21 protein-coding genes are annotated in these 17,228 nt (G+C 74.8%); 17 read left to right on the forward strand and 4 right to left on the reverse strand.

Translation table 11 applies throughout. From position 1 onward, the window contains the following. The first annotated feature begins 96 nt into the window (after positions 1 to 96). Positions 97 to 966, forward strand: coding sequence for a signal recognition particle-docking protein FtsY (gene ftsY, locus OVA14_RS09715; RefSeq protein WP_267503685.1), 870 nt, complete (start codon positions 97 to 99; stop codon positions 964 to 966). A 300-nt stretch (positions 967 to 1,266) separates the two neighbouring features. Here the strand turns inward: ftsY and OVA14_RS09720 are convergent, their stop codons facing one another. Then, entirely contained in the window at positions 1,267 to 2,433 is a 1,167-nt protein-coding gene (locus OVA14_RS09720) for an AMP-binding protein (protein WP_267503686.1), read from the reverse strand. A 102-nt stretch (positions 2,434 to 2,535) separates the two neighbouring features. On the opposite strand from OVA14_RS09720, the gene ffh reads away from it, so the two are divergent. Together ffh and OVA14_RS09730 are read left to right on the forward strand one after the other, a co-directional pair. Beyond that, positions 2,536 to 4,077, forward strand: a complete 1,542-nt coding sequence (gene ffh / locus OVA14_RS09725) for a signal recognition particle protein (RefSeq protein WP_267503687.1) — start codon at positions 2,536 to 2,538, stop codon at positions 4,075 to 4,077. A gap of 69 nt (positions 4,078 to 4,146) precedes the next feature. Further along, positions 4,147 to 4,812 (forward strand): SDR family oxidoreductase, encoded by a 666-nt coding sequence (locus tag OVA14_RS09730; protein WP_267503688.1) that lies wholly within the window; start codon positions 4,147 to 4,149, stop codon positions 4,810 to 4,812. A 20-nt stretch (positions 4,813 to 4,832) separates the two neighbouring features. On the opposite strand, the gene OVA14_RS09735 is transcribed toward OVA14_RS09730, so the two are convergent. Next, positions 4,833 to 5,363, reverse strand: coding sequence for a GNAT family N-acetyltransferase (locus tag OVA14_RS09735; protein WP_267503689.1), 531 nt, complete (start codon positions 5,361 to 5,363; stop codon positions 4,833 to 4,835). A gap of 627 nt (positions 5,364 to 5,990) precedes the next feature. Between OVA14_RS09735 and OVA14_RS09740 the strand changes: the two genes are divergently transcribed. After that, the gene (locus tag OVA14_RS09740) at positions 5,991 to 6,800 is read left to right on the forward strand and encodes an LLM class F420-dependent oxidoreductase (protein ID WP_267503690.1); all 810 of its coding nucleotides are present in this window, start codon (positions 5,991 to 5,993) and stop codon (positions 6,798 to 6,800) included. A gap of 26 nt (positions 6,801 to 6,826) precedes the next feature. On the opposite strand, the gene OVA14_RS09745 is transcribed toward OVA14_RS09740, so the two are convergent. Then, positions 6,827 to 7,921: a carboxylate-amine ligase gene (locus OVA14_RS09745; protein WP_267503691.1), complete on the reverse strand. Its 1,095-nt coding sequence runs from the start codon at positions 7,919 to 7,921 to the stop codon at positions 6,827 to 6,829. 212 nt (positions 7,922 to 8,133) lie between these two features. Between OVA14_RS09745 and rpsP the strand changes: the two genes are divergently transcribed. The 13 genes from rpsP to dprA all read left to right on the forward strand — a co-directional run bounded on the left by rpsP (position 8,134) and on the right by dprA (position 16,573). Beyond that, positions 8,134 to 8,568: a 30S ribosomal protein S16 gene (gene rpsP / locus OVA14_RS09750; protein WP_267503692.1), complete on the forward strand. Its 435-nt coding sequence runs from the start codon at positions 8,134 to 8,136 to the stop codon at positions 8,566 to 8,568. 2 nt (positions 8,569 to 8,570) lie between these two features. Continuing rightward, positions 8,571 to 8,807, forward strand: a complete 237-nt coding sequence (locus OVA14_RS09755) for an RNA-binding protein (RefSeq protein ID WP_267503693.1) — start codon at positions 8,571 to 8,573, stop codon at positions 8,805 to 8,807. A gap of 7 nt (positions 8,808 to 8,814) precedes the next feature. Beyond that, positions 8,815 to 9,489: a ribosome maturation factor RimM gene (rimM, locus tag OVA14_RS09760; protein ID WP_267503694.1), complete on the forward strand. Its 675-nt coding sequence runs from the start codon at positions 8,815 to 8,817 to the stop codon at positions 9,487 to 9,489. 1 nt (position 9,490) lies between these two features. Continuing rightward, complete coding sequence (gene trmD / locus OVA14_RS09765; RefSeq protein WP_267503695.1) at positions 9,491 to 10,201, forward strand: tRNA (guanosine(37)-N1)-methyltransferase TrmD; 711 nt, start codon at positions 9,491 to 9,493, stop codon at positions 10,199 to 10,201. Between the two features lie 135 nt (positions 10,202 to 10,336). Continuing rightward, a complete protein-coding gene (locus OVA14_RS09770) occupies positions 10,337 to 10,942 on the forward strand; it encodes a hypothetical protein (protein WP_267503696.1) in 606 nt (201 codons plus the stop codon). 190 nt (positions 10,943 to 11,132) lie between these two features. Next, complete coding sequence (gene rplS, locus OVA14_RS09775) at positions 11,133 to 11,483, forward strand: 50S ribosomal protein L19 (RefSeq protein WP_267503697.1); 351 nt, start codon at positions 11,133 to 11,135, stop codon at positions 11,481 to 11,483. 130 nt (positions 11,484 to 11,613) lie between these two features. Beyond that, positions 11,614 to 12,375 (forward strand): signal peptidase I, encoded by a 762-nt coding sequence (gene lepB / locus OVA14_RS09780; RefSeq protein WP_267503698.1) that lies wholly within the window; start codon positions 11,614 to 11,616, stop codon positions 12,373 to 12,375. Further along, on the forward strand, positions 12,375 to 13,055 hold the full coding sequence (locus OVA14_RS09785; protein ID WP_267503699.1) for a ribonuclease HII: 681 nt from the start codon (positions 12,375 to 12,377) through the stop codon (positions 13,053 to 13,055). Before lepB ends, OVA14_RS09785 begins: the two co-directional genes overlap by 1 nt. A gap of 9 nt (positions 13,056 to 13,064) precedes the next feature. Then, the gene (locus tag OVA14_RS09790; protein ID WP_267503700.1) at positions 13,065 to 13,388 is read left to right on the forward strand and encodes a DUF2469 domain-containing protein; all 324 of its coding nucleotides are present in this window, start codon (positions 13,065 to 13,067) and stop codon (positions 13,386 to 13,388) included. A gap of 96 nt (positions 13,389 to 13,484) precedes the next feature. Beyond that, positions 13,485 to 13,862 carry a YraN family protein gene (locus OVA14_RS09795; RefSeq protein ID WP_267503701.1) on the forward strand — a complete coding sequence of 126 codons (378 nt, stop codon included), beginning with the start codon at positions 13,485 to 13,487 and terminating at the stop codon, positions 13,860 to 13,862. After that, positions 13,859 to 15,373: a YifB family Mg chelatase-like AAA ATPase gene (locus OVA14_RS09800; RefSeq protein WP_267503702.1), complete on the forward strand. Its 1,515-nt coding sequence runs from the start codon at positions 13,859 to 13,861 to the stop codon at positions 15,371 to 15,373. Before OVA14_RS09795 ends, OVA14_RS09800 begins: the two co-directional genes overlap by 4 nt. Next, on the forward strand, positions 15,370 to 15,765 hold the full coding sequence (locus OVA14_RS09805) for a hypothetical protein (protein WP_267503703.1): 396 nt from the start codon (positions 15,370 to 15,372) through the stop codon (positions 15,763 to 15,765). The genes OVA14_RS09800 and OVA14_RS09805 overlap by 4 nt, the downstream gene beginning before the upstream one ends. Continuing rightward, positions 15,680 to 16,573: a DNA-processing protein DprA gene (gene dprA, locus OVA14_RS09810; RefSeq protein WP_267503704.1), complete on the forward strand. Its 894-nt coding sequence runs from the start codon at positions 15,680 to 15,682 to the stop codon at positions 16,571 to 16,573. The genes OVA14_RS09805 and dprA overlap by 86 nt, the downstream gene beginning before the upstream one ends. Here the strand turns inward: dprA and OVA14_RS09815 are convergent. Beyond that, positions 16,570 to 17,214, reverse strand: a complete 645-nt coding sequence (locus OVA14_RS09815) for an acyltransferase (RefSeq protein ID WP_267505557.1) — start codon at positions 17,212 to 17,214, stop codon at positions 16,570 to 16,572. The two genes, dprA and OVA14_RS09815, sit on opposite strands and share 4 nt — an antisense overlap. Positions 17,215 to 17,228: the final 14 nt, after the last annotated feature.

The raw sequence follows: 17,228 nt of genomic DNA on the forward strand, positions 1-17,228 counted from the left end.
GAGCGCGGAGCCTCCGTGATGACGATCGCGGCGTGATCGGGATACTCCCCTTCGCCAGGGGACGATCCTACCCCGTGGCCCGCCTAGCATGGGTGCATGGCAGCGAAGTGGTCCCTCACCGGCGCCCTCCGGGGCATGTTCCAGCGGGAGACGATCACCGAGGAGACCTGGGACGACCTCGAGACGGCCCTCATCACCGCCGACTTCGGGCCGGACATCACCGAGCAGCTCGTCGATGCGCTGCGCGCCGATGTCGAGCGCCTCGCGCTCGACGACCCGCAGGACCTGCGCCGCATGCTGCGCGAGCGGCTCGAGGAGCGGTTCGCCGCCTACGACCCCACGCTCTCGCTCCAGGAGCGGCCCGCCGTCATCCTCGTGGTGGGCGTCAACGGCGTCGGCAAGACGACGACGATCGGCAAGCTCGCGCGCTTCCTCGTGCGCAACGGCCAGTCGGTCGTCGTCGGCGCGGCCGACACCTTCCGCGCCGCCGCCGTCGAGCAGCTGGGCACCTGGGCGCAGCGCGCCGGCAGCGCGATCGTGCGGCCCGAGCGCGAGGGCCAGGACCCGGCCTCCGTGGCGTACCAGACCGTCGAGGCGGCGAAGCAGCACGAGCACGCGATGTGCATCATCGACACCGCGGGACGCCTGCACACCAAGGGCGGGCTCATGGACGAGCTCGGCAAGATCAAGCGCGTCATCGAGAAGCAGTCGCCCATCGCCGAGGTGCTGCTCGTGCTCGACGCGACGACCGGCCAGAACGGCGTCAACCAGGCGATGGCCTTCATCGAGCACGCGGGCATCACGGGCCTCGTGGTGACGAAGCTCGACGGCAGCGCCAAGGGCGGCTTCATCCTCGCGGTGCAGGAGCGCACCGGCATCCCCATCAAGCTCATCGGCCAGGGCGAGGGCATCGACGACCTGACGGGGTTCACGCCGCACGTGTTCGTCGAGCAGCTCGTCGGCTAGGGGGCTCGCTGCCATCCGGCGCTGCGCGGAGGTCCACCGGACCTCCGCGTCGAGCAGCTCGTCGGCTAGAGGGCTCGCTGCCATCCGGCGCTGCGCGGAGGTCCACCGGACCTCCGCGTCGAGCAGCTCGTCGGCGAGGAGCGCCGCCGCCCGCCACCCATCGGCGGCGATCTGCATCGAGTGGCGGCGATCTGCTGGGATCGGCGACGATCTGCAGCGGATCGTCGCCCCTCGGCGCCGGATGCCGCCGATCAGCACCGGGGAGCGGAGGAGCGGGCTCGGCGAGCGAGCGCGGGTCCGCTACTCGGAGGCGTCGGGCCGCGCGAGCGCGCCCGTGAGGGTCAGTCGGCCCTCGGCGACCCGCCCGCGGTCCTCGGTGATGACCGTCGCGTGCGCGCCGCGCACCCACAGCAGCCCCGTCGCGTCGCCGCGCCCGCGGTGGCCGACGATGCCGAAGTCGCAGCCCGGCAGGCGATGCCCCACGGTGCCGGGGTGCGCCGCGAGCACCTCGGGCGTCGCGACGGCCACCGTGCCGGTCTGCACCGTGCCGTAGGCCGAGAGCACGATCGGCCCCCAGGTCTCCTGCGCGCGCCGCACGAGCTCGGCGTCGATGTCCTGGCCGGAGACGAGGATGCGGCGCAGCCGCGGCGCCTCCTCGCCCGAGCGCTCGAGCTCGTCGAGCATCGCCGCGAGCTGGCTGGGGGAGGCCGAGACCACCGACACGAAGCGGTCGCGGATGATGGCGAGCCGGTCGCGCGCCGAGGTGTGGGCCGCCGAGACGAGCGTCGCGCCCGTGAGCAGGGCCATGCCGAGCAGCTGCAGGCCCGTGCCGCGGTGGAGCGGCGCGCACGCGAGCACGACGTCGGTGCCGGCGACGCCGAGGCGGTCGTGGAGGCCCGCGAGCTGCCGCAGGCCCTGGAGCCCCATCGCGCCCTGCACGTGGGTCGCGACGGTGCCGGAGGCCGTGACGGAGGGGAGCACGATGCGGGCGCGCCGGCGCGTGCTGCCGAGGCCCGAGCCGTCGGTGCCCGCCCACGCGAGGACGCGCGCGGCCGGCAGCACGGGCCCGCGGTGCCAGGCGGGGCGCTCGCCGTCGTGCACGAGCAGCGCGTCCTTCGGCACGGCCCGCACGAGCTCGTCGCCGAGGGCACGGGGGCTCAGCGGCATGACGTCGAGCCCGAGCCGCGAGCCCGCGAGGAGCGCGATGGGCATCGCGGGGCCGTCGCACGCGATCACGAGCGGCCGCGGCCTGCGGCCCAGCCCGTCGAGGTAGAGCACCGCGGCGACGCCCTCGGCCGCGCGCCAGAGCTGGCAGTAGGTGGCGCTCCAGCCGTCGACGACGAGGCCCGGGCGCTCCCCGTGCACGCGCGCCGCGTGCCGGGCGAGCGCCGTGATCGTGAACCCGTGCTCGCGCACGCTCGTGAAGATCGACCGCAGGTGGGTCGGCCCCATGCCGCGCAGTGCCATCGGTCGAGCTCCCCTCGGTCGGCGATCGTCACCAGCATGCCAGGCGCCGCGCACCCGGGCGGGCCCGCGACGCGCCGCCCCGGCGGTAGGATCGTGCTCACCATGGCTGCCTTCGGATCGCTCTCCTCCCGCCTCACCGAGACCCTCGCCAAGCTGCGCACCAAGGGCAAGCTGAGCGCCTCGGACGTCGACGGCACGGTCCGCGAGATCCGTCGCGCGCTGCTCGACGCCGACGTCGCGCTCGAGGTCGTCAAGTCGTTCACGGCGGCCATCCGCGAGCGGGCGCTCGGCGCCGAGGTGTCGGAGGCGCTGAACCCGGCCCAGCAGGTCGTGCAGATCGTCAACGAGGAGCTCGTCGGCATCCTCGGCGGCGAGACCCGTCGCCTCGAGCTCGCGAAGCAGCCGCCGACCGTCATCATGCTCGCGGGCCTCCAGGGCGCGGGCAAGACGACCCTCGCGGGCAAGCTCGCGAAGCACCTCGCGGGCCAGGGCCACACGCCGCTGCTCGTCGCGAGCGACCTCCAGCGTCCCAACGCCGTCACGCAGCTGCAGGTCGTCGGCGGCCAGGCGGGCGTGCCCGTCTTCGCGCCCGAGCCCGGCAACGGCGTCGGCGACCCGGTCCGCGTCGCGCGCGACGGCGTCGCGGAGGCGAAGCGCAGGCAGCACGACATCGTCATCGTCGACACGGCGGGACGCCTGGGCGTCGACGCCGACATGATGCGGCAGGCGGCCGACATCAGGAAGGCCGTCCAGCCCGACGAGGTGCTCTTCGTCATCGACGCGATGATCGGCCAGGACGCCGTCGCGACGGCGCGGGCCTTCCAGGAGGGCGTCGACTTCACGGGCGTCGTGCTCACGAAGCTCGACGGCGACGCGCGCGGCGGTGCCGCGCTCTCGATCCGCGGCGTCACGGGCAAGCCCATCCTCTTCGCCTCCACGGGCGAGGGCCTCGACGACTTCGAGGCCTTCCACCCCGACCGCATGGCGAGCCGCATCCTCGACCTCGGCGACATCCTCACCCTCATCGAGCAGGCGCAGAAGGCCTTCGACGAGGAGGAGGCCATGCGCCTCGCCGAGGCGATGGCGACCGACCAGTTCACGCTCGAGGACTTCCTCAAGCAGATGCAGCAGCTGCGGAAGGCCGGCAACTTCAAGCAGATGCTCGGCATGCTGCCGGGCGCGAAGGGCATGCGCGAGGCGATCGACTCGTTCGACGAGCGCGAGCTCGTGCGCACCGAGGCGATCATCCAGTCGATGACCCCGCAGGAGCGCCGCCAGTCGAAGATCCTCAACGGCTCGCGCCGCCTCCGCATCGCGCGCGGCGCGGGCGTCACCGTCACGGACGTCAACCAGCTCATGGCTCGGTTCGAGCAGGCGGCGAAGATGATGAAGACGGTCGCGAAGGGCGGCGTGCCGCAGATGCCCGGCATGGGCCCGATGCCCGGCATGCGCCCCAAGAAGCAGCAGAAGCCGCAGGCCAAGCAGCAGCGCCGCTCCGGCAACCCGGCGAAGCGCTCGGCCGAGCCCGCGCCCGCGCCGCAGCAGGGGAGCGTCTTCGGGCAGCCGCAGCAGCCCGGCGGCGCCTTCGGCGACCTCTCCGGCGACGACCAGGCGGCCCTGCAGCGCATGCTCGGCAACCGCTGACGCTCGCGCGGCGTCCGCGGTCAGCGGACGTCCGGGCTGGGCAGGGCGGGCAGGCGTAGCGTGTGCGGCATGGCACGCATCCTCGTCATCGGCGCCCACGGCAAGATCGCGCTCCTCGCGCAGCCCCTCCTCGCGGAGGCCGAGCACACCGTGCACGGCGTCATCCGCAACCCCGCGCACGCCGACGACGTGCGCGCCGCCGGCGCCGAGCCGGTCGTCGCCGACGTCGAGCACCTCGACCAGCCCGGCGTCGACGCGCTCGTCGCCGGCTACGACGTCGTCGTGTGGTCGGCGGGCGCCGGCGGCGGCTCGGACGAGCGCACGCGCGCCGTCGACCAGGACGCCGCGCTCCGCGTCCTCGAGGCCGTGCAGCGCAGCGGCGCGCGGCTCGTGATGGTCAGCTACTTCGGCGCGCGCCGCGACCACGGCGTGCCCGAGGACCACGACTTCTTCGCCTATGCGGAGGCGAAGGCGATCGTCGACGAGGCGATCCGCGCCTCGGGGGCCGACTGGGTGATCCTCGCGCCCTCCACGCTCACGCTCGAGCCGGAGGGCGGCATCGAGGTCGACGAGCCCGAGGGCTCGCTGGAGTCGGGCGAGATCCCGCGCGCGACGGTCGCGCGCCTGATCGCCGAGGTCGTCGCGCACCCCGCGGTGCGCGGCCTCACGATCCGCGCGAACGCGGGGGAGCGGCCCGTGGTCGAGGCGCTCGGCAGCCTGCCCAACATGGGCTGAGCCGCCGCCCCGCGCGGGGCCTAGAGCTCGATCGACGCCATGTGCGAGCCGGAGACCTTCGCGTAGCCGAGGCTCGCGTAGAGGCCGTCGGCACCCGTGGGGCTCGCGGTGTCGACGTCGAGCACCGCGGCCTCCATGCCGTCCTCGGCGAACGAGCGCATGCCGGCCGACAGCAGCGCGAGCGCGATGCGGCGGCCCCGCCACGCGCGGCGCACGCCGAGCAGGTCGGTGTAGCCGAAGGAGTAGCCGCGCAGCGCGAAGTCGCCCTCGTAGCGGCTCGCCATCTGGTAGCCGACGACGAGCGGCGCGCCCGCGTCGAGCGAGGCGCGCGTCTCGGCGTCGAGGTCGGCGAGCGCCTCGGCAGCGGGGTCGTCGTCGACGACGAGCCACGACCACGTCGGTGCGAACTCGCTGCGGCCGCGCGACCACTGCTCGGCCGCGATGGGCTCGCTGCCCCAGTGGTCGCGGAAGGCGTCGTTGTGGGCGAGGCGCGCGGCCTCGTCGAGCTCGGCGCTCCAGCGCACGAGCCGCAGCGAGCCCTGCAGCGCCACCTCGGGGATGGGGTGGCCGTCGCCGAGCGGCCGCTTGAGGTCGGCGAACCAGCGGCGGATCTCGAAGCCGCCCGCCTCGTGGAGCGCGAGCTTCGAGGCGGGCGCGTCGTCCTCGGCGTAGGTGACGACGCGCGCGGGCAGCTCCTTGCCCGAGGCGGCGAGCAGCTGGCGGCCGCGCGCGACGAGCCACGCCTGCAGGCTGCGTGCCGATGCCCTCGCCGCGGCGGTCGGGGTGCACGGTGCCGAACACGAAGGCGCGCACGGCGCGCAGGTCGCCGGGGCGGGTGTCGGCGAAGCCCGAGGCGACGAGCCGGCCGTCGGCGCCGAAGCCGAGCACCGAGTCGGTCTCGAGGTGCTTCCACGGCGCCGAGAGGTCGTCGCGCACCTCCTCGAGGCTCTCGCGGTACGGCTCGCGGTCGGCCTCCCCGACGGCGCGGAGCAGCTCGGTGATCGCGGGCGCGTCGTCGACGGTCGCCGGCCGCCAGCGGAGCCCGCCCGCGTCGAGCGCGGGGGCTCCTCGGGGGCGGCGGCGCGGACGGCGATGGGAGCGAGGTCAGGGGTCACGCAGCAAGGCTACGAGGCCCCGGCTCGGAGGTCGACGGGCGGCGCGGCGCGTAGGGTCGAGCCATGACCCAGCGACAGACCAGGATCGGCGTGCAGCTCGCGCCGCAGCACACGACGATGCAGGCGACGATCGACGCCGCCCGGCGCCTCGAGGACATGGGCGTCGACGCCGTCTTCAACTGGGACCACTTCTTCCCCCTCTCGGGCGAGCCCGACGGCCTCCACTACGAGGCCACGACGCAGCTCGCGGCATGGGCGCAGGCCACGGAGCGCATCGAGCTCGGCCCGCTCGTGTTCTGCAACTCGTACCGCAACCCCGAGCTGCTCGCCGACGTCGCGCGCACGATCGACCACATCGCGGGCGGCCGCTTCGTCTTCGGCATCGGCTCCGGCTGGTTCGAGCGCGACTACGTCGAGTACGGCTACGACTTCGGCACCGTCGGGTCCCGGCTGAACGACCTCGGCCGCTCGCTGCCGCGCATCCGCGAGCGCTGGGCGAAGCTCAACCCCGCACCGGTGCGCGAGATGCCGATCCTCATCGGCGGCAAGGGCGAGCAGAAGACCCTGCCGCTCGTGGCCGAGCACGCGAGCATCTGGCACTCCTTCGTCGGGCCCGACGAGCTGCCCCACAAGCTCGACGTGCTGCGCGGCCACCTGGAGCGCTTCGGCCGCACGCTCGACGACGTCGAGATCTCGAACGGCGCGAGCGTCCGCGACGGCGTCGGCTCCGTCGGCATGGAGCGGCTCGACGCGCTCCACGCCCTCGGCACGCGGCTCCTCACGATCCCGCTCTCGGGCGACGACACCCCCGAAGGCTACGCGCTCGATCGCGTGCAGTCCTTCCTCGACTGGCGCGATCGCAAGAACGCCTGAGCGGGCCGGTCGGACCGGCCGGGCGGTCAGGCGCGGAAGGCCTCGACGAGGCCCCGCACCACGGCCTGCGCGCCGCCCTGCTCGAAGTCGGCGCGCTGCTGGGCCGCCGAGCCGCCGCGCTCGAGCACGCGCCCGGCGGCGTCGAGCGAGCGGCTCGCACCGAGGTCGGCCGCGACGGGGGCGAGGCGCTCGATCGTCTCGGCCAGCGCGTCGCGCACCGGCTGCAGCGCGCACTCCTCGTCGGCGATGATCGTCGCGTCCATGCCGTAGCGCGCGGTGCGCCACTTGTTCTCGCGCACGAGCCACGAGGGCAGGTGCAGCTGCGGCGCGCCGTCGTCGAGCGCGCGGGAGGCCTCCTCGATGAGGCAGTGCGTGAGCGCGGTCACGCCCGCGAGGTCGTCGATCGAGGGCGCGCCGTCGGCGACGCGCACCTCGAGCGTGCCCAGCTGCGGCGAGGGGCGGAGGTCCCAGCGCAGCTCGCCGAGGTCGCGCACGACGCCGGCGGCGAGCATCTCGTCGGTCGCGCGGCGGTACTCGTGCCAGTCGAGGAACGCGGGCGGCAGCCCGCCCGTCGGCAGCTGCTGGAAGAGCATGGTGCGGTGCGAGGCGAAGCCCGTGTCCTCGCCGCCCCAGAAGGGGCTGGAGGCCGAGAGCGCGAGCACGAGCGGCAGGCGGTCGAGCATCGTGCGCAGGAGCGGCACGACCTTCTGCGGGTCCTCCACGCCCACGTGGTTGTGCACCCCGAAGATCACGAGCCTGCGGCCCCAGTCGCGCGAGCGCTCGACGACGCGGCGGTAGCGCGGGTCGTCTGCCTGCTCCTGCTCGCGCCAGTCGCACGTCGGGTGGGTGCCGGCGCCGATGAGCGCGAGCCCCAGCCGGTCCGCGGCGTCGGCGGCGAGGTCGCGCATCGAGCGCAGCTCGTCGACGGCGTCATCGGTCGAGCGGTGCACGCCCGTGATGAGCTCGATCATCCCGGCGAGGAACTCCTTGTCGAAGCGCTCGTCGCCGATCTCGGCCAGCAGCGCCTTCGCGCGCGGCACCATCGCGCCGTCGTCGGGGTCGACGACGGCGAGCTCCCACTCGACGCCGAGGGTCGAGCGGGCGGAGGATGCGAACTCCATGGTCACGAGCGTAGGGCCGGCCGCGTGCGCGATCGCCCCGAGGCCGCGCCGACGCGCGGGCGCGCGGGCGGCGGCGCGATGTGCCAGAATGAGGGGTCGAGGCTCGCGCCCCGACCCTCTCTTCGGCGCGCCGAGCCAGCAGAGCTTTGCGAGCGGCGCGTCCCCACACGCGAACGCGCGCGGTGCAACCCAACCAGAACAGCAGGAGAACTGTGGCAGTCAAGATCCGTCTGAAGCGCTTCGGCAAGATGCGCGCCCCGTACTACCGCGTGGTCGTGGCCGACTCGCGCACGAAGCGCGATGGCCGCGTCATCGAGGAGATCGGCAAGTACCACCCCACCGTGCACCCCTCGGTCATCGAGATCGACAGCGAGCGCGCGCAGTACTGGCTCGGCGTCGGCGCGCAGCCGACCGAGCAGGTCGCAGCGCTCCTGAAGCTCACGGGCGACTGGGGCACGTTCACGGGCGAGGGCCCGACCGAGAGCCGCGTGCAGCAGCCCGAGGGCAAGCAGGCGTTCGTCGTCGACGAGGCCAAGAAGCCGGTCCTCAAGCCCAAGGCCGAGAAGCAGGCCGAGAAGCCCGCCGAGGCCGAGACCGCGGAGGCGCCCGCCGAGGACGCCGCCGAGGCCGAGACGACCGAGTCCTGAGCATGCTGCGCGACGCGCTCGAGCACCTGGTCAAGGGCATCGTCGATCGCCCCGACGAGGTGCGCGTGCGTGCGCGCGACTCGCAGCGCGGCGAGGTCCTCGAGGTGCACGTGCACCCCGAGGACCTCGGCCGCGTCATCGGGCGCGGCGGCCGCACGGCCGGCGCGCTCCGCACCGTGATCGGTGCGCTGCCCGGTGGGCGCCGCGTCCGCGTCGACGTGGTGGACACCGATCGCTAGGCCCGCCGTGCCGGCCCGCACCCAGCTGCGCGTCGGACGGCTCTCCAGGGCCCACGGGCTCAAGGGCGCGATCAAGGTCGAGCTCTACACCGACGACCCCGGTCGTCGCTTCGTGCCCGGTGCGCGCTTCGCGCTCCAGGTGCCCACGTCCTCGAAGTGGCACGGTCGGTCGATCGAGCTCGTCGAGCTGCGCGTCTACAACGGCAGCCCCGTCGCCTTCTTCGCCGGCGTCGACGACCGCACGGAGGCCGAGAGCCTCGTGAAGGCGGTCCTCTGGGTCGAGCAGGACCCGCTCGAACTGCCCGAGGAGCCCGACGCCTGGTACGTGCATCAGCTCGCGGGCCTCGAGGTCTGGCGAGACGGCGCCCGCATCGGTCGCGTGGTGCGCGTCGACGCGATGCCCGCCCAGGACATGCTGATCGTCGAGCACGACGGCGGCGAGGTCATGGTGCCGTTCGTGCGCGCCATCGTGCCGGAGGTCGACCTCCAGGCCGGCCGTGTCGTCGTCACCCCGCCGCCCGGGCTCTTCGAGGAGCTCGAGCCGGAGGCGCAGGGCTCCGCCGAGGACGGGGACGCCCCCGCGGCGGACGCCTCGAGCGCCGCCGATGCCGCGCCCGTCGACGATGAGCCGGTCGACGGCGCGCCCGTCGACGACGCGCCCGCCGACGACGCGCGGGCCTGACGTGCGCGTCGACATCATCACGATCTTCCCGGAGTTCTTCGGGGTGCTCGACGTCTCGCTGCTCGGCAGGGCGCGGCGCGAGAGCCTGCTCGACCTCCGGGTCCACGACCTGCGCGACTGCACGCACGACCGCCACCGCACCGTCGACGACACGCCCTACGGCGGCGGCGCCGGCATGGTGATGCGGCCCGAGCCCTGGGGCGAGGCGTTCGACGCGCTCCTGCCCGAGGGCGAGCAGCACGACGCGGTCGTCGTCTTCCCGAGCCCCGCGGGCGTGCGCTTCACCCAGCCGCTCGCGCGCGAGCTCGCCCAGGTGCCGCGACTCGTCTTCGCGTGCGGCCGCTACGAGGGCATCGACGCGCGCGTCGCGCAGCACATCGCCGGCCGTGCGCGCGTGCTCGAGGTGAGCCTCGGCGACTACGTGCTGAACGGCGGCGAGGTGGCCTCGATGGCCATGATCGAGGCGATCGGCAGGCTCGTCCCCGGCGTCGTCGGCAACCCCGAGAGCCTCGTCGAGGAGAGCCACGAGGCAGGGCTCCTCGAGCACCCCTCGTACACGAAGCCGCAGGTGTGGCGCGGGCTCGAGGTGCCCGAGGTGCTGCGCAGTGGCAACCACGGCGCGATCGCGGCCTGGCGCCGCGAGCAGGCGATCGAGCGCACGCGCCGCGTGCGCCCCGACCTGCTGCCGCCGGAGGCCGCCGAGGCCCGCTGAGCCCGACCGCGCCCGCGTCGGGCGCGTCCCGCCGGCGGCGACCGCATCCCGTGCCGAGCGCGCCGGGCACCGGCCGGGCCCCGCTCTGGGCGAACACCGTGCCGCCGCAGGGCTCGCGCGGCTAGCCTCGACTGCATGGCAGCTCCGCACCCGATCCTCCGCGCGGCCTTCTGGGCGTTCGCCGGCGCGATCGTCGCGCTGCCCGCCTGGCTCATGTTCGGTCGCGCGCTCGCGGGCGCGCCCGTGGGGGAGGCGCTGCTGCTGCAGGCGTTCCTGCTGCCGGGCCTCGCGATCCTCATCGCCGTCGTCGTCGGGCTCACCGTGGCGCGCAAGCGCGTGCGGCAGCAGCGCGCCCTCGCGTGGCGCGACGTGCGCCTCATCGGCCCTTGGCTGCTCGTGATCGCGCTCATGGGCGTCACGGTGGTCGACAGCTCCGGCGGCGCGACGGGCTCCGCCCTCACGGCCTGGCTCGGCGCGGGCTGGCTGCCGGCCTCCGAGTCGTTCACGGCGATCGGGGTGCTCGTGACGCTGCTGGGCGCGCCGGTGCTCGCGTGGCTGCAGGTCATGGAGCTCGGGCGCGAGACCCGGGCGCGCGTCGAGCGCTTCGTCGACGACCTGAACGCACCGCTGCTCGACCAGCGGGCGCGCGACGAGACCGCGAGCTTCGAGCGGCTCGACGGCCCGCAGGCAGGCAGCACCATCCGCATCGAGGGGCAGCCGGAGGGCGACGCGGGGCGCTGAGGCGCCGCCGACGCCCCGCCGCGCCTCGCGCGTGGCGCACGGCCCGCGGATGTGGCAGGATGGTGCGCTGGTGCCGCACGCCGTCCCCGCCTCCGCGCGGGCCTCTGCCACAGGGGAGCAGACGCGGGCACCGCATCCACGAACCTACTGACGCGGTCGACCTGTGGCGGCCGCAGAGAGCGACATCGCCATGCACATCCTCGACAAGGTCGACGCAGCCAGCCTCCGCACCGACGTCCCCGACTTCCGCCCCGGCGACACCGTCAAGGTGCACGTCAACATCATCGAGGGCTCGCGCTCGCGCGTCCAGGTGTTCCAGGGCGTCGTCATCGCGCGCTCGGGCCACGGCGTGCGCGAGACCTTCACCGTCCGCAAGGTCTCGTTCCAGGTCGGCGTCGAGCGCACCTTCCCGGTGCACTCGCCGGTCATCGACCACATCGAGCTCGTGAGCCGCGGCGACGTCCGCCGCGCGAAGCTGTACTACCTGCGCAACCTGCGCGGCAAGGCGGCCAAGATCAAGGAGAAGCGCGACTTCGCGTGATCCATCGGGAGGGGGCCGGCGCTGCGCCGGCCCCCTCCGTCGTGTCCGGATCGTGATGCGCATCGCGCTCCGGCGGGCGTCCGCTCCAACGACGCCCACCTAGACTTGCTGCGGTGGAAGGCGGACGCTGATGGAGAAGGTCGAGACCGGCGGGGCCGCGCGCCCGGGCGGACGGGGCGTCCTGCTCTTCGCACGCGACATCGTCGTCATCTTCCTGGTGGCGCTGCTCATCTCGTTCCTCGTGAAGACCTTCCTGATCCGGCCCTTCTGGATCCCGTCGGAGTCGATGAACGACACGCTGCAGGTCGACGACCGCATCATCGTCAGCCTGCTCACCCCCGACCTCATCCCGATCGAGCACGGCGACATCGTCGTCTTCGAGGATCCGGGCGGCTGGCTGCCCGAGCCGCAGCCGCAGGAGGAGACGGGCCTGCTCGGCGCCGTCGACTGGTTCCTCACCTTCGTCGGGCTCGCGCCCGAGGACGACCACGGCTACCTCATCAAGCGCGTCATCGGGCTGCCGGGCGACCGCGTGCAGTGCTGCAACGACTACGGGCAGCTCATGATCGACGGGCAGCCGATCGACGAGCCGTACCTGCGCCTCGACGCGCCGGGGGAGCCCGCGAGCTCGCTCTCCTTCGACGTGACGGTGCCCGAGGGGCACCTGTGGGTCATGGGCGACAACCGCGACCACTCGGGCGACTCGCGCGCGCACATGGATGCGCCGGGCGGCGGCTTCGTGCCGATCCAGACCGTCGTCGGCCGCGCCGTGCTCGTCTCGTGGCCGCTCGAGCGCTGGGCCTGGCTCGACAGCTACGACGAGAGCTTCGTCGGCCTCGAGCCGCAGGGCGCCGGCGCCTGGCAGGTGCTGCCGAGCGGCGTGCCCAGCTGATGCCGGTGCTGCCCACGCTCGAGCTCGAGCGGACGCTCTGGGCGGGCTCCGAGGTGGTCATCGGCATGGACGAGGTGGGCCGCGGCGCGCTCGCCGGCCCCGTGAGCGTCGGCGCGCTCGCGCTCCGGGCGGACTGCGGCGAGATCCCGCAGCACCTCCGCGACTCGAAGGCGATGACGCCGCTGCGCCGCGCGGCGACGGCGCCGCTCGTGCGCGCGTGGGGCGTCGCGGCCGTCGGCCACGCGTCGCCCGAGGAGATCGACCGGCTCGGCATCCAGGTCGCGCTCGGCATCGCCGGGCGCCGCGCCCTCGTCCTGCTGCACGAGGCGGGCGTGGCCGTGCCGGCGGCGACGATCCTGCTCGACGGCTCGCACGACTGGCTGGCGCCGGCGCTCCGCGCGCCCGTGCGCACGACGCTGCGCGTGAAGGCCGACCGCGACTGCGCCTCGGTCTCGGGCGCGGCGTGCGTCGCGAAGGTCGAGCGCGACGCGCGCATGGTCGAGGCCGATGCCCTGCATCCCGGGTTCGCGTGGGCCTCGAACAAGGGCTACGGGTCGGCCGCGCACCTCGCCGGGATCGCGGCGCTCGGCCCCACGCCGCTCCACCGCCGCACCTGGTTGCGCGGGACCGCGGGCCGCGGCGGCGCCGCGCTGGACGCCGAGGCCGTCGCAGCGCCGTAGGATGGCCGGGTGGAACCGGAGGACATCGAGGACTACGACCGTGAGGTCGAGCTGGCGCTCTTCAAGGAGTACCGCGACGTCGTCGGGATGTTCAAGCACGTCGTCGAGACGGAGCGCCGCTTCTACCTGGCGAACGAGGTCACGCTGACGCGCCACGAGGCGGGCACCGACTTCTACTTCGAGCTCGAGCTCACCGACGTGTGGGTGTGGGACATCTACCGCTCCGACCGCTTCATCAAGTCGGCGCGCATCCTCACGTTCAAGGACGTCAACGTCGAGGAGCTCGCGAGCCGCGACCTCGAGCTGCCGAAGGACCTCGCGATCGAGGAGTAGCCGCCTCGCGGCAGCGCGCGGTCCTCGGGCCGCGCTCTCCACAGCGGCGCCGCCCGACGGCGCGCGCACGGCGCCGCGTGCGCTTCCCTGCACGGCATGCAGACAGAGCGCGCGCCGCACATGCGGCCCAAGGACCGGCTGGGGCTCGACGGCGAGGCCGCCGCGAGCGTGCACCTCGAGCGGCAGGGGATGCGCATCCTCGATCGCCGCTGGCGGTGCGCGCGCGGCGAGCTCGACATCGTCGCGGAGGACCGCGGCACGATCGTCTTCGTCGAGGTGAAGACGCGCCGCGGGCTCGCCTACGGCCACCCCTTCGAGGCGATCACCGAGCAGAAGGTGCGGCGCCTGCGGCTGCTCGCGGGGCTGTGGCTCGACGAACGAGGCGTGCGCGCACCGATCCGGCTCGACGCCGTCGGCATCGTCGCTCCGCGCGAGGGCGCCTGGCGGCTCGAGCACCTGCGGGGCATCGCGTGAGCGGCTTCGGGCGGGCGGCGTGCGTCGCGCTGCAGGGGCTCGCGGGCGTGCCGGTGCAGATCGAGGTGCACGCGGCCTCCGGACTGCCGCGCGTGCACGTCGTGGGGCTCCCGGACCGCGCGGTGCAGCAGGCGCAGCACCGCACCTGGAGCGCGATCGCACGCGCGGGCCTCGAGGCCCCGACGGGCAAGGTCGTCATCAACCTCACGCCGGCCTCGCTCCCGAAGGCGGGCACGCACTTCGACCTCGCCATGGCGGTCGCGGTGCTGCGGGCGACGGGCGCGGTGCCGCCGGACGACGGCGAGACGGCGCTGCTCGGCGAGCTCGGGCTCGACGGCCGGCTGCGGCCCGTCGCGGGCACCCTGCCGCTCGCGCGCGCCGCGGCCGCGGGCGGCGCGACCCGCCTGGTGGTGCCGAGCGCCTCCGTCGACGAGGCCTCGCTCGTCGAGGGGCTGCGGGTCATGGGGGCGGCGAGCCTCGCGCACGCGGCCGCGCTCCTCGGCGCGGAGCTCGACCCGGAGCCGGTGGAGCCGGTGGAGGCCGCACCGCCCGTCGAGCGCGCGCACGCCGACCTCGACCTCGCCGACGTCGTCGGCAATCGCGCGGCGCTCGACGCGCTCGAGGCAGCCGCGGCGGGCGCGCACCACCTGCTCATGATCGGCCCTCCCGGCGCGGGCAAGACGATGCTCGCGATGCGGCTGCCCGGCATCCTGCCGCCGCTGCCGGCGGTCGCGGCACTCGAGGTCGCCTCGCTCCGCTCGCTCTCGGGCGAGCCCGTGCCGTCGACGCTCGAGACGCTGCCGCCCTTCGAGCACCCGCACCACTCGGCGACCGCGGTGTCGCTCATCGGAGGCGGCTCCGGCGTCATCCGTCCGGGTGCCGCGGCGCGCGCGACGAACGGCGTGCTCTTCCTCGACGAGGCGCCGGAGTTCCCGCGTGCCGTGCTCGACATGCTGCGGCAGCCGCTCGAGTCCGGCACGATCACGATCCACCGCGCGGCGGGCGTCGCGAGCTTCCCCGCGCGCTTCCAGCTGCTGCTCGCGGCCAACCCGTGCCCGTGCGGCCGCTTCGGCTCGGGCGACTGCGGCTGCCCGCCGCAGCAGCGGCGCCGCTACATGGCCCGGCTCTCCGGGCCGCTCCTCGACCGCGTCGACCTGCAGGTGCGCGTCGATCGCGTCGCGCCGGGGCTCGCGGAGGGGCCGCGTCGCACGACCGCGCAGGTCGCGGCGCGCGTCGCGGCCGCGCGCGACCGCGCGGGCCACCGCCTGGCCGGCACCGGGTGGACGGCCATGGGCCACGTGCCGGGGCCGTGGCTGCGGCGCCACGCCCCGCTCGAGCGCACCGTGGTCGAGCCGCTCGAGGAGGCCGTGCAGCGCGGCGCGCTCACGATGCGCGGCATGGACCGCGCGGTCCGCGTCGCCTTCACGCTCGCCGACCTCGACGACGCCCCCGCACCCTCGCGCGCGCACATCGGACGCGCGCTCGCCTTCCGCACCGGGATCCCCGCATGAGCGCGTTCCGCGTGCCCGCCGACCGCCTCCGCGCAGCCGTCGCGCCGGTGCTGCCCGAGGGCGCCCCCGACGACGACGGCGCGCTCGCCGCGCGCTTCGCCGCGGGCGCCTGGACCGTGCTGCCCGAGCCGGGCGACGGCGCGGCCGGCGGCGTCCGCGCCGCGCTCGGCGACGAGCCCGCCCTCGCGCTGCTCGTCGAGGGCGCGGCGCCCGCCGCCTGGCTCGCGGCCGTCGACGACCCGGAGGCTCGGCGCGCTGCTGCCTGCTGCGCTGCAGCGATGGGCGCCCCGGCTCGGCGCGGAGCGGATGCTCTCCGCCTTCGCGCAGGCGGCCGCCTTCGGACAGCGGCTCGTCGTGCCGGGCGACGCCGCCTGGCCGTCGCAACTCGATGACCTCGGCCCGCACGCGCCCGCCGCGCTCTGGGTGCGAGGCGATCCCGGCGTGCTCGCGACCGCCGACCGCTCGGCGGCGCTCGTGGGCTCGCGCGCCTCCTCCGGCTACGGCGAGCTCGTCACGGCGCAGCTCGCGGGCGGCCTCGTCGACCGCGGCCTCGCGATCGTCTCGGGCGGTGCGTACGGCATCGACGGCACCGCGCACCGCGCGGCGCTCGCCTCTGCGGGCACGACCATCGCCGTGCTCGCGGGCGGCCTCGACCGCTTCTACCCTGCGGGGAACGACGAGCTGCTGCAGCGGGTGGCGCAGACGGCGTGCGTCGTCGCGGAGGCGCCCTGCGGCACGCCCCCGACGCGCTGGCGGTTCCTGGCCCGCAACCGGCTCATCGCCGCGCTCGCGACCGCGACGGTCGTGGTCGAGGCGGGGGCGCGCTCGGGCTCGATCAACACCGCGGGCCACGCGGCGACGCTCGGCCGGCCGCTCGGCGCGGTGCCCGGGCCCGTCACGAGCGGCGGCAGCGCCGGGTGCCACCGGCTGCTGCGCGACTACGGTGCGGCGCCCGTGGAGCGGGCCGAGGACGTGCTCGAGCTCGTGGACGGCCCGCAGCCCGAGCAGCCCGCGCTCTCGGGGATGACCGCCGACGAGGAGCGCGTGCTCGACGCGCTCTCGAGCCGTGCGGCGCGGGGCGTCGACGAGCTCGCCGTCCGCACGGGCCTCGCGCCCGGCGACGTGTCGGCCTCGCTCGCGCTCCTCGAGCTCGGCGCGCAGCTGGCGGCGCGGGGGAGCGGCTGGGTGCGCGCGACCTAGGACGCGTCGGCCGCTGCCGCCGCCCGGTCGTCGTCGTCGACGATCGGGCGGATGACCTGCGCGGGCACCCCGCCGGCGATGACGTTCGGCGGCAGGTCCTTCGTGACCACCGCGCCGGCCGCCACGATCGTGCCTGCCCCGATCGTCACGCCGCCGAGCACGATCGCGCCCGCACCGATCCACGCGCCGTCCCCGATGACGATCGGCGGCCAGACGTTGCGGCCCGCACGACGCTCGCGCCCACCCACCTCGTGGCCGTCGGTGATGAGCTTCACGAAGGGACCGAGGTTGACGCGCTCGCCGATCGTGGTGTTCTGGCGGATGTAGCACGAGCGGTTCATGAACGTGCCTCGGCCGATCGTGACCGGGCCAACGACCTCGGTCTCGCCGTACATCGTCACCTCGTCGCCGACCCGGACCTCCTTGTCCGAGTCGAGCTCGGAGAGGAACTTCACCGTCGGATCGATTCGGCAACGCTCGCCGATCGCGACGTGATGGTGGAAGCCGCGGGCGTGCCCTGGCAGCACGCGCTTGTTGAGCTCCTTGAGGCGACGGTTGACCTCCTCGAGCTGCTCGGCAAGCGCTTCGTTGGCGCGGCGGAGCGCTGCGATCTCGCGCGACGTCGCGAACGGGAGCCTCATCACGCGAGCAACCT

This window comes from Agrococcus sp. SL85 (assembly GCF_026625845.1).
Lineage (GTDB): Bacteria > Actinomycetota > Actinomycetes > Actinomycetales > Microbacteriaceae > Agrococcus.

Bases quoted from the DNA above. Each gene is read 5' to 3' on its own strand.
- ftsY (WP_267503685.1), top strand. From the start codon at position 97: ATGGCAGCGAAGTGGTCCCTCACCGGCGCCCTCCGGGGCATGTTCCAG.
- OVA14_RS09720 (WP_267503686.1), bottom strand. From the start codon at position 2,433: ATGGCACTGCGCGGCATGGGGCCGACCCACCTGCGGTCGATCTTCACG.
- ffh (WP_267503687.1), top strand. From the start codon at position 2,536: ATGGCTGCCTTCGGATCGCTCTCCTCCCGCCTCACCGAGACCCTCGCC.
- OVA14_RS09730 (WP_267503688.1), top strand. From the start codon at position 4,147: ATGGCACGCATCCTCGTCATCGGCGCCCACGGCAAGATCGCGCTCCTC.
- OVA14_RS09740 (WP_267503690.1), top strand. From the start codon at position 5,991: ATGACCCAGCGACAGACCAGGATCGGCGTGCAGCTCGCGCCGCAGCAC.
- OVA14_RS09745 (WP_267503691.1), bottom strand. From the start codon at position 7,921: ATGGAGTTCGCATCCTCCGCCCGCTCGACCCTCGGCGTCGAGTGGGAG.
- OVA14_RS09755 (WP_267503693.1), top strand. From the start codon at position 8,571: ATGCTGCGCGACGCGCTCGAGCACCTGGTCAAGGGCATCGTCGATCGC.
- OVA14_RS09770 (WP_267503696.1), top strand. From the start codon at position 10,337: ATGGCAGCTCCGCACCCGATCCTCCGCGCGGCCTTCTGGGCGTTCGCC.
- rplS (WP_267503697.1), top strand. From the start codon at position 11,133: ATGCACATCCTCGACAAGGTCGACGCAGCCAGCCTCCGCACCGACGTC.
- lepB (WP_267503698.1), top strand. From the start codon at position 11,614: ATGGAGAAGGTCGAGACCGGCGGGGCCGCGCGCCCGGGCGGACGGGGC.
- OVA14_RS09785 (WP_267503699.1), top strand. From the start codon at position 12,375: ATGCCGGTGCTGCCCACGCTCGAGCTCGAGCGGACGCTCTGGGCGGGC.
- OVA14_RS09795 (WP_267503701.1), top strand. From the start codon at position 13,485: ATGCAGACAGAGCGCGCGCCGCACATGCGGCCCAAGGACCGGCTGGGG.
- OVA14_RS09805 (WP_267503703.1), top strand. From the start codon at position 15,370: ATGAGCGCGTTCCGCGTGCCCGCCGACCGCCTCCGCGCAGCCGTCGCG.
- dprA (WP_267503704.1), top strand. From the start codon at position 15,680: ATGCTCTCCGCCTTCGCGCAGGCGGCCGCCTTCGGACAGCGGCTCGTC.
- OVA14_RS09815 (WP_267505557.1), bottom strand. From the start codon at position 17,214: ATGAGGCTCCCGTTCGCGACGTCGCGCGAGATCGCAGCGCTCCGCCGC.